Source organism: uncultured Oscillibacter sp., from assembly GCF_910579365.1.
Classification (GTDB): domain Bacteria; phylum Bacillota; class Clostridia; order Oscillospirales; family Oscillospiraceae; genus Oscillibacter.
Genome location: NZ_CAJTUX010000030.1, coordinates 21,822 through 31,168, shown reverse-complemented (window position 1 = coordinate 31,168; position 9,347 = coordinate 21,822). Strand labels below are relative to the sequence as shown.

The window sequence follows — 9,347 nt, the reverse complement described above, 5'->3', positions numbered from 1 at the left end:
AGGTGAAAACCTGGCTTAGAGTTTTCTTGTGGAGGGAAGGTTTGACGCTTACTTTGCTGCGGCGCCCGTCTATCCTTTTTATAACGGGAGTCCGCCGCATCAAGGCTCAAATCTCCCTCCGCCCCTCCAGGGCGCGGGTCAAAGTGGCCTCGTCGGCGAACTCCAGGTGCCCCCCCACGGGGATGCCGTAGGCCAGCCGGGTCACCCGGACGCCAAAGGGCTTCAAAAGCCGGGCGATGTACATGGCCGTGGCCTCCCCCTCGGTGTCGGGGTTCGTGGCCATGATGACCTCCTGCACCTCTCCCCTGGCCACCCGTTCCAGCAGGGGCTTGACGGCGATGTCGTCGGGCCCCACGTGGTTCATGGGGGAGATGACGCCGTGGAGAACGTGGTAATGACCGCTGTACTCCCGGCTGCGCTCGATGGCGGCCACGTCCCGGGGGTCCGCCACTACGCAGACGATGGTCCCGTCCCGCTTGGGAGAGGCGCAGATGGGGCAGAGGCCGCCGCTGGTGAAGTTCTGGCACACGGGGCAGCAGGTGATGCTGCGCTTGGCGTCCAGGATGGCGTTGGCGAAGTCCTGGGCCTCCTCCTCCGGAAGGCCCAGGACAAAGAAGGCCAGCCTCTGGGCGGACTTGCCGCCGATGCCGGGGAGGCGGGCGAACTGCTCCACCAGCTTCTCCAGCGGGGCGGGAAAGTATTCCATGTCGGTTTACGCTCCTTCGTCGGTGGTTTCGGGCAGCGGCGCGCGGCCCGCCAGCTGGTCCAGGGTCACGCCGTAAAAGTCGGCCAGCCTGACCAGCGTGGGGGCTGTGGGGTCACGTAAATCTTTCTCGTAACGCTGGTAGGTCATGGCGGACATCTCCAGCGCCCTTGCCACGGCTTCCCGGGAGAGACCTTTTCTTTTTCGCAGGATAAATAAATTTTTCGACAAAGATTCCATAGTCCCTCCTCAAAAGGCTTGACAGGGTGGGCTTGGCAGATTACAATAAGACTAAACGGTATTAACCAAAAGGAGGCGCTGGGCGTTTGTCCCGGCTTCCTGAAAAGAGCTGGATGTCCGAAGGATCGCCGGAGGGTTCTCCCTCTGGAAAGGAGTTGATTCCATGGAAGAATTTCTCCATACGCTCTACGCTTACGCCCAGGAGAATCGGGTTCCCCGCTATCTCCGGACCCCGGAGTACCGTCGAGCTGCCTGTGGATTGGAAGAAGGCTGGGAAATGTTCCGCTCTACCCTGACAACGGAACAGAAGCGGAAACTGGATATACTGTTGTCGCAGGAGTGGGAGGTCGGACACCTGGAAGACGAGGCGTCCTTCGCGGCCGCCCTCTCCATCGGTCTGGACCTGAGCCGGCTTTAACGGCCCCGCAGCTCCTGAATCCGGGCGGGAATGTCGGCGGCCTTGTACACGGCGCTTCCCGCCACCAGCACGTTGGCCCCGGCGTCAATGCAGGTCTGGCAGGTGTCCGGGGCGACGCCGCCGTCCACCTCCAGCTCGCAGGAGGGGTTCCTCTCGTCGATAAGGCGGCGCAGGGCCGTCACCTTCTCCATCTGGTCCGCCATGAACGACTGCCCGCCAAAGCCGGGCTCCACCGTCATCACCAGAATGAGCTCCACCTTCTCCAGGAAGGGGAGCGCCGCCTCCGCGGGGGTCTTGGGCTTGAGCACCACGCCGGCCCGCTTCCCCTTGGCGTGAATCTTGTCAATGGCGGCGTGGATGTTCTCCTCCGTGTCGGACTCCACGTGGACCGTCACCAAGTCCGCCCCGGCGTCGCAGAAATCCTCCACATACCGCACCGGCTGGGTAATCATGAGATGCACGTCCAAAGGCAGCGAAGTGGTGGGCCGGATGGACCGGACCACGGGGATGCCGATGGTGATGTTGGGCACGAAGACGCCGTCCATCACGTCCACATGGACGTAGTCGGCGCTGCCGATGCGCTGGATATCCCGCTCCAGATTCGCAAAATCGGCGGAGAGAATGGAAGGCGCAATTTTAACCATGATAGCCCCTCTTTTCTGCTGCGGCGGCGGGGAAAGAGCCGGGACGGGGCGTCCGGGCCCGGTGACGGGAGGACAGGGCGGCGCATAGGATATCCCAAGCGGCCAAGGCGCCCCAACTCCGCGCAGCGTCCGCCCCTTACGTCCGGCGCCGCCGCTTTTTTGAATATAGGGAACCGGCCCGGCGGAACAGCCTCTGGCGGGCCGATTCTCACTTAATATAGCAGACTCCCGGCCCAAAAGCAACCGGCGGCCGGGATATTTTTGCGCCCCCGCCTGTCCGGCCGGGAATTTTGTTGCAAATACCGCTGTAAAATAGAGAGGATCCGGTATACTAATCCGGTAAAGAAATATCCTATAGGAGGCGGCGAAAATGACGTATGACGTGATCGTCGTAGGCGGCGGCCCGGCGGGGCTGTCGGCGGCGCTGAATGTCCGGGCCCGGGGCCGGACCGTGCTGACGGTTTCCAACCCGCCGGAGGAAAGTCCCCTCTGGCGGGCGGAGCGGGTGGAGAATTATCTGGGTCTCCCGGGGCTCACGGGGGCGGAGCTGCTCACCGCCTTCCGCCGCCACGCCGCCGGCGCCGGAGTGGAGTTTCTGGAGGGAAAGGCCCTCAGCGCCCTGCGGTCCGGCGAGGCGTGGTATGTGAGCGTGGGGAGCGATATGGTCCAGGGCAAGGCCGTGGTGCTGGCGTCCGGCGCGGTGCCCCGGGGGAAGAAGTTCCCCGGGGAGGCGGAGCTTCTGGGCCGGGGCGTGAGCTACTGCGCCACCTGCGACGGGATGCTCTACCGGGGCAGGCGGGTGGCCGTTCTGGGCTGGACCCCCTCGGCGCGGAAGGAGGCGGACTTCCTGGAGGAGATCGGCTGTCAGGTGGTCTACTTCGACCGGCCCCGGGACTGCTCCATCCAGGGCGGGGAAACGGTGGAGGCCGTCACCTGCGGCGGCGTGACGGAGGCGGTGGAGGGCGTGTTTCTTCTGCGGCCCGCCATGGCCCCGGGGGAGCTGTTTCCGGGGCTGGCGTCGGAGGGCGGCTATGTGACCGTGAACCGGAACATGGAGACGAATCTCCCCGGCGTCTTTGCCGCCGGGGATTGTACCGGCAAGCCCCTCCAGGCGTCCAAGGCCGTGGGCGAGGGACTGATTGCCGGGCAGGGCGCGGCGGCCTTCGCCGTGGCGCTGAAATAAAACAAAGGAGACGGGAATGATGGCGGTAAAACATGTAAAGACGGCGGAGTTTGACGCGCTGACAGAGGCGGCCCCCCTGGCTATGGTGGACTTCTGGGCCCCCTGGTGCGGCCCCTGCCGGATGCTGGGTCCGGTGATGGAGGACCTGGGGACCCAGTACGAGGACAAGGCCCTGGTGGCCAAGGTCAACGTGGATGAGGAGCCGGACCTTGCCCGGCGCTTCGGCGTGATGAACATCCCCACGGTGGTGTTTTTGAAGCAGGGCCGGGAGTTTGACCGGAAGGTGGGGGCCTTCCCCCCTGCGGCCTACACGGAGGTTTTGGACAAGGCTTTGTGAGAGGCGGAGAAGCGTATGCAAGCGCCCGGAATCTTCGGATTCCGGGCGCTTCTGGCTTCGGGAGCCGGGGCCGTCCCTGTGTTCCCATGACGGTTTGAAAACGCGCGGACATTCCCCGGCGGCAGGGTCTGGACACCGCTGGGAAAATATGCTACACTATTTCCGTTTCACAAGGAGGGATGCTATGAGCAGCCGGGAAGATGTTTTGGCGCTGCTGCGGCAGGAGGGGGATTTCCTCTCCGGTCAGGAGGCAAGCCGCCGCCTGGGCCTCAGCCGGGCCGCCGTGTGGAAGGCCGTGGACGCCCTGCGGAAGGCGGGCTATGAGATTGAGGCCCGGACAGGCCTGGGCTACCGCCTGACCGCCGGGCCGGACGCCCTGACGGAGCCGGAGATTCGGAGCTTTCTGGGTCCCACCGCCGTGGTGGGCCGGGAGCTGCGCTGTTTTGAGGAGCTGGACTCCACCAACAACTACGCCAAGACCCTGACGGACGCCCCTGACGGCACGGCGGTCACCGCCGACAGCCAGACGGCGGGCCGGGGGCGGATGAATCGCTCCTTCCAGTCCCCCAAGGGCCAGGGCGTCTATCTTTCCGTGCTCCTCCGGCCGGAGCTTCCGCCGGACCGCCTTCCGCCGGTGACGGCCCTGGCGGGGGTGTGCGTGTGCGCCGCGGTGGAGCGGGTCTGCGGCGTCCGCCCGGGGCTGAAGTGGCCCAACGATCCGGTGCTGGAGGGGAAGAAGCTCTGCGGCATTTTGACGGAGATGTCCCTGGAGGCGGAGACGGGGCGGGTCCAGTCCCTGGTGCTGGGCATCGGGATCAACGTGGGCCAGCGGCCGGAGGACTTCGCCCCGGAGGTCCGGGAGGTGGCCACGTCCCTGCTCCAGGTTCTGGGGAGGCCGGTGTCCCGGGCCCGCCTGGCGGCGGCGCTGCTGGAGGAGCTGGACCAAGCCTACGCCGCCCTGCGGGCGGGGGACCTGTCGGAGTATCTCGCGGCGTACCGCCGGGACTGCGTGAACCTGGGAAAAACGGTTCAGCTCCTCCCCTTCGGCGGCGGAGCGCGGGAGACGGCCCAGGCGGTGGACGTGGACGGGGAATTCAGCCTGGTGGTCCGGGGGGCCGACGGCCGGGAGCGGACGGTCCGCTCCGGCGAGGTGTCCGTCCGGGGCCTGTGGGGCTATGCGGAATAAGGAGAGAGGCGCTTTATGAACGAAAAGAGCAAATTTCAGGAGCTTTGGGAGCTCTTCTGGACCTTCGCGAAAATGGGGGTTATGACCTTCGGCGGCGGCATGGCCATGCTGCCCATCCTCCAGCGGGAGGTGGTGGACAACAAGCACTGGGCCACGGAGGAGGAGCTGACGGACTATTACGCCATCGGCCAGTGCACCCCCGGCATCATCGCTGTCAACACCGCCACCTTCATCGGCCAGAAGTACGGCGGCTGGGCAGGCGGCGTAACGGCCACCCTGGGGGTGGTGTTCCCCTCTGTGGTGATCATCTCCATCCTGGCGGGGCTGATCTCCAACTTCGCGGACCTCCATTGGGTGAAGAACGCCTTCGCGGGCATTCAGGTCTGCGTCTGCGTGCTGATTTTTAACGCCGTTTGGAAGCTGCTGAAAAAGTCCGTGGTGGATAAGCGGACGGCGGTGATTTTCGGTGTGGTGCTTCTGGGGGGGCTGTTTTTGAAGGTCTCCCCGGTGTGGTTTGTGGTGGGCGCGGCCCTTGCCGGCGTGATTTTGAAGAACCTGGAGGGGAAACCAGCATGATCTATTTGCAGCTTTTCTGGGAGTTTTTTAAGACTGGCCTCTTCGCCGTGGGCGGCGGCATGGCCACCCTGCCCTTCCTCCAGGCCATCGGCGAGAGCACCGGCTGGTATACCTACACGGACCTGATGAATATGCTGGCGGTGTCGGAGTCCACGCCGGGGCCCATCGGCATCAACATGGCCACTTACGTGGGCTTCACGGCGGCGGGAGTCCCCGGGGCGGTGGTGGCCACCGTCGGCGAGGTGACGCCCTCCATCATCGTGATCCTCATTGTGGCGGCGGTGCTTCACAGCTTCCGGAACAATCCGTATGTGGACCGGGCCTTCTACGGCCTCCGCCCCGCCTCCACGGGGCTCATCGGCGCGGCCTGCGTGGCGGTGATTCTGGAGGTGCTGACCAGCGTGCAGCTCGTCGTCCAAGAGGGCGGTATTTTGAAGACCGCCGCCGTGGCCAGGGACGCCGCCGCGCCCCTGGGGGGGCTGTTCAATCTGCCGGGGCTGGCCCTGGCGGCGCTGCTGCTGGTTCTGACCAATTGGGTTCCCAAGGTGAAGGGCTTTCATCCCATTGTGTTCATCGGCCTGTCGGCGGCGGTGGGCATCGTGTTCCGCTTCGCCGGGGCGTGAGGCAGTAAGAAAGAGAGGGACGAAAGTCCCTCTCTTTTTACTTCTGGTACTCGAACTCAAACCCGTCCATGGACACGGTGTCCCCGTCCTGGATGCCCAGCTCCTCCAGCCGCTGGAAGACCCCCGCGTCCCGGAGGGTGCGGTCAAACCACATGCGGCTTTCGTAGTCGGCGAAGTTGACGTTGGCCATGGTCCGCTGGAGCCAGGGGCCTTCCACGAACCACACGCCGTCCTCCTGCCGGATGTCCAGGGGGGCGGAGGCGTCCGCCTTGGGAGCCTTGGGCACGTAGTCCGGCTCGTACACGGCGATGGGAGGCAGAACCGAAAGCCGCTCCGCCACGAGACGCACCAGCTCCCGCACGCCCTTGTGGGCGGCGGCGGAGAGCTCCACCAGAGGGTACCCCAGACGCTCCGTATGGGCCCGGAGGGACTCCAGCAGCGCCGGGTCCTCCAGAATATCCGTCTTGTTGGCGGCCACGATCTGGGGGCGCTCCGCCAGCTCCGGGCTGTAGCGTTTGAGCTCCTGGCAGATGGCGTCAAAGTCCTGCACGGGGTCCCGGCCCTCGCTGCCGGAGACGTCCACCACGTGGACCAGCAGGCGGCAGCGGTCGATGTGGCGGAGGAAGTCGTGCCCCAGGCCCGCCCCCTCGCTGGCCCCCTCGATAATGCCGGGGATGTCCGCCATGACGAAGCTGACCCCCTCGTCCACCCACACGACCCCCAGATTGGGGAAGAGGGTGGTGAAGTGGTAGTTGGCGATTTTGGGCTGGGCCTTGCTGACCACGGAGAGGAGGGTGGACTTCCCCACGTTGGGGAAGCCGACCAGCCCCACGTCCGCCAGGAGCTTCAGCTCCAGAATGACGTCGTGGCTCTCTCCGGGAAGGCCTGCCTTGGCGAAGCGGGGAACCTGACGGGTGGGGGTGGCGAAGTGGCTGTTGCCCCACCCCCCCCGCCCTCCCCGGCAGAGGACAAAGGGCTCGCTCCCGCTCATATCGGCCATGATCTCGCCGGTCTCGGCCTCCCGGACCAGGGTGCCCCGGGGGACCCGGATGGTGAGAGACTCGCCGTCCTTCCCGGATTTCCGGCCCCCCTGGCCGTCCATGCCGTTTCCGGCGGCGTATTTGCGCTTGTAGCGGAAGTCCATCAGCGTGGACATATGGTCGTCCACCTGGAGGATGATGGACCCGCCCCGGCCGCCGTCTCCGCCGTCGGGTCCCCCGGCCGCCACGTACTTTTCCCGGTGGAAGGCGATGGCGCCGTTGCCGCCGTTTCCGGCCCGGACGGTGATGCGGGCCTTGTCAATAAAAGATGAGGGCATAGTGTTCTCCTTCTCTTCCCAAAAGAGGGGGCTTGTACTCGCCCGGACGGGCGGAGAAAAAAGGACCCGGACAGATATGTCCAGGCCCTTTTAAACGCTTACTCAGCCTCGTAAACAGAGACCTGCTTGCGATCCTTGCCCAGCCGCTCGAAGCGGACCGTGCCGCTGGCGGTGGCGAACAGCGTGTCGTCGCTGCCGCGGCCCACGTTCACACCGGGGTGGATGTGCGTGCCGCGCTGGCGGACCAGAATGTTGCCCGCCAGGACGAACTGCCCGTCCGCCCGCTTGGGGCCCAGGCGCTTGGCCTTGGAGTCGCGGCCGTTCTTGGTGGAGCCGCCGCCCTTCTTGTGGGCGAAGAACTGTAAACCAATGCGAATCATGTCAGGGACCATCCTTTCTCAAGAGTTTCCGGAGGCGGGGGAATCGGACTCCGCCTCCAAGACTTCGATGTTATCCGGGTACTCGTCATGGAGCATGGCAAAATAGAGCATCAGCCCTGTCAGAAGAGACTGGCAGGTGCTCTCCGCCGTGGGGGCCAATCCGCCGGGGAGGCGCAGAGAAATCAGCGCCCGCCCCTCGTCAATCCGCACGGCGGCGGCGAGGCCCAGCACGTCGTTGACGGTGGCCTCCACCAGGGTGACGGCGGCGGTAATGGAGGCGCAGAGGAGGTCCTCCCCCGCTTCGGCCCAGCCGCTGTGGCCCTTGGCGTCAAAGCCGGTGATCCGGCCCTGTTCCGTGTGGAAGGTAACGCGGGTCATGCTCAGACGGAGATCTTGCCGATCTCGACCTTGGTATAGGGCTGGCGATGGCCCTGACGCTTGCGGTAGCCCTTCTTGGGATTGTACTTGAAGATGCGGATCTTCTTGCCCTTGCCGTTTTTGACGATCTTGGCCTCCACAGAGGCGCCGGCCACGGTGGGCGCGCCGAAGGTGGCCTTCTCCCCGTCGATGACGGCGAGGACCTGGTCAAACTTCACGGTGTCGCCGGCTTCCTGGTCCAGCTTCTCGATGTAGACCACGTCGCCCTCGGCCACCTTGTACTGTTTGCCGCCGGTCACGATGATTGCGTTCATGCTTGTTTCAACTCCTTCATTACGGGCTCGCTGTCGGGGGCGGCGCGAAAGCGCACTTACAAAGCCCATTCAAAGCGGCTTCCCTAGTATATCAGCAGAAATTGGGCTTGTCAATGGGGTTTTGCCAAAAATTCGCCGCTTTTCCGCCTCAGCACGAGGCCAGAAGGGCCTCCAGGTCCTCTTGGGTGAAGGTTTCCACCCGGTCGCAGAAGCGGCAGGTCAGCTCCGCGCCGCCCTGCTCGGCGATCATGCTTCGCAGCTCCTCCCGGCCCAGGCTGACCAGGGCCCGTTCCATCCGGTCCCGGCTGCAATCGCAGCGGTAGGCGATGGGGCGCTTTTCCAGTACCTCCAGCTTCAGCCCGGGCAGGGCGGCCCGGAGCAGGGCCTCCGGGTCCGGGTCGGCCTTGAGGAGCTCCGTCACCGGCCCCGCCGCCCGGAGGGACGCCTCCAGCGCCTCCGCGGTCTCCTCCCCCGCGCCGGGGAGAAGCTGGAGAAGATAGCCCCCCGCCGCCAGCACGCTCTGGTCCCGGTCCACCAGCACCCCCAGGCCGCAGGCGGTGGGAATCTGCTCGCTCTCCACAAAGTAGAGGGCGATATCCTCGGCGATCTCCCCCCAGAGAAGGCCCACGCTGCCCACGTAGGGCTCCTTCATTCTCAGGTCCCGGATCACCGTCAGGGTGCCCTGGTTGCCCACGGCGGTTCCCACATCCAGCTTCCCGTCCTCCCGCAGGGGGATGTCCACGGCGGGGTTCTCCACGGCGCCCCGGACGTTGCCCTCGTGGTCCGAGACGGCCAGCAGCGTCCCCAGGGGGCCGCCGCCCTTGATTTGCAGGGTCAGGCTGGCCGCCTCCTCCTTCAGGGCATTGCCCATCAGGGAGGCCGCCGCCAGCATGCGGCCCAGGGCCGCCGTGGCCACGGGCAGGGTCTTGTGAATCTGCCGGGCCCGCTCCGTCAGGTCCCGGGTGGACACGGCGGAGACTTTGATGAGGCCATCCTGGGAGATGGCCCGGATTAACTGGTCGCTCATAGGTTCTCCTTTGCAGTGAA

At 65.4% G+C, this 9,347-nt stretch carries 14 protein-coding genes; 6 read left to right on the top strand and 8 right to left on the bottom strand.

What is annotated here, in order from left to right:
- Positions 1–106 precede the first annotated feature (106 nt).
- Both recR and QZ329_RS08710 read right to left on the bottom strand, forming a co-directional pair.
- The gene (gene recR / locus QZ329_RS08715) at positions 107–706 is read right to left on the bottom strand and encodes a recombination mediator RecR (RefSeq protein WP_295751202.1); all 600 of its coding nucleotides are present in this window, start codon (positions 704–706) and stop codon (positions 107–109) included.
- A gap of 6 nt (positions 707–712) precedes the next feature.
- The gene (locus QZ329_RS08710) at positions 713–934 is read right to left on the bottom strand and encodes a helix-turn-helix transcriptional regulator (RefSeq protein ID WP_295751198.1); all 222 of its coding nucleotides are present in this window, start codon (positions 932–934) and stop codon (positions 713–715) included.
- Between the two features lie 172 nt (positions 935–1,106).
- On the opposite strand from QZ329_RS08710, the gene QZ329_RS08705 reads away from it, so the two are divergent.
- Positions 1,107–1,361 (top strand): DUF6809 family protein, encoded by a 255-nt coding sequence (locus tag QZ329_RS08705; RefSeq protein WP_295751195.1) that lies wholly within the window; start codon positions 1,107–1,109, stop codon positions 1,359–1,361.
- Here QZ329_RS08705 and rpe read toward each other — a convergent pair.
- Entirely contained in the window at positions 1,358–2,005 is a 648-nt protein-coding gene (gene rpe / locus QZ329_RS08700; protein ID WP_295751192.1) for a ribulose-phosphate 3-epimerase, read from the bottom strand. The genes QZ329_RS08705 and rpe overlap by 4 nt on opposite strands.
- Positions 2,006–2,375: 370 nt before the next feature.
- Here rpe and QZ329_RS08695 point away from each other — a divergent pair, with 370 nt between their 5' ends.
- From QZ329_RS08695 to QZ329_RS08675, 5 genes are all read left to right on the top strand, one after another.
- Positions 2,376–3,188: an NAD(P)/FAD-dependent oxidoreductase gene (locus QZ329_RS08695; protein WP_295751189.1), complete on the top strand. Its 813-nt coding sequence runs from the start codon at positions 2,376–2,378 to the stop codon at positions 3,186–3,188.
- A gap of 16 nt (positions 3,189–3,204) precedes the next feature.
- Positions 3,205–3,525: a thioredoxin gene (gene trxA, locus QZ329_RS08690; protein WP_365351714.1), complete on the top strand. Its 321-nt coding sequence runs from the start codon at positions 3,205–3,207 to the stop codon at positions 3,523–3,525.
- Between the two features lie 184 nt (positions 3,526–3,709).
- A complete protein-coding gene (locus QZ329_RS08685; protein WP_295751186.1) occupies positions 3,710–4,711 on the top strand; it encodes a biotin--[acetyl-CoA-carboxylase] ligase in 1,002 nt (333 codons plus the stop codon).
- Positions 4,712–4,726: 15 nt separating this feature from the next.
- On the top strand, positions 4,727–5,287 hold the full coding sequence (locus QZ329_RS08680; protein WP_295751183.1) for a chromate transporter: 561 nt from the start codon (positions 4,727–4,729) through the stop codon (positions 5,285–5,287).
- Positions 5,284–5,910 carry a chromate transporter gene (locus tag QZ329_RS08675; RefSeq protein ID WP_295751181.1) on the top strand — a complete coding sequence of 209 codons (627 nt, stop codon included), beginning with the start codon at positions 5,284–5,286 and terminating at the stop codon, positions 5,908–5,910. Before QZ329_RS08680 ends, QZ329_RS08675 begins: the two co-directional genes overlap by 4 nt.
- A 37-nt stretch (positions 5,911–5,947) precedes the next feature.
- Here the strand turns inward: QZ329_RS08675 and obgE are convergent, their stop codons facing one another.
- The 5 genes from obgE to hslO form a co-directional block, all read right to left on the bottom strand.
- Positions 5,948–7,228, bottom strand: a complete 1,281-nt coding sequence (gene obgE, locus QZ329_RS08670) for a GTPase ObgE (RefSeq protein WP_295751178.1) — start codon at positions 7,226–7,228, stop codon at positions 5,948–5,950.
- Positions 7,229–7,326: 98 nt separating this feature from the next.
- The gene (gene rpmA, locus QZ329_RS08665) at positions 7,327–7,608 is read right to left on the bottom strand and encodes a 50S ribosomal protein L27 (RefSeq protein ID WP_204791606.1); all 282 of its coding nucleotides are present in this window, start codon (positions 7,606–7,608) and stop codon (positions 7,327–7,329) included.
- An 18-nt stretch (positions 7,609–7,626) separates the two neighbouring features.
- Positions 7,627–7,986 carry a ribosomal-processing cysteine protease Prp gene (locus tag QZ329_RS08660; RefSeq protein WP_295751174.1) on the bottom strand — a complete coding sequence of 120 codons (360 nt, stop codon included), beginning with the start codon at positions 7,984–7,986 and terminating at the stop codon, positions 7,627–7,629.
- 2 nt (positions 7,987–7,988) lie between these two features.
- Positions 7,989–8,300, bottom strand: coding sequence for a 50S ribosomal protein L21 (gene rplU, locus QZ329_RS08655; protein WP_295751171.1), 312 nt, complete (start codon positions 8,298–8,300; stop codon positions 7,989–7,991).
- 148 nt (positions 8,301–8,448) lie between these two features.
- Entirely contained in the window at positions 8,449–9,327 is an 879-nt protein-coding gene (gene hslO, locus QZ329_RS08650; protein WP_295751169.1) for an Hsp33 family molecular chaperone HslO, read from the bottom strand.
- Between the last annotated feature and the right edge of the window lie 20 nt (positions 9,328–9,347).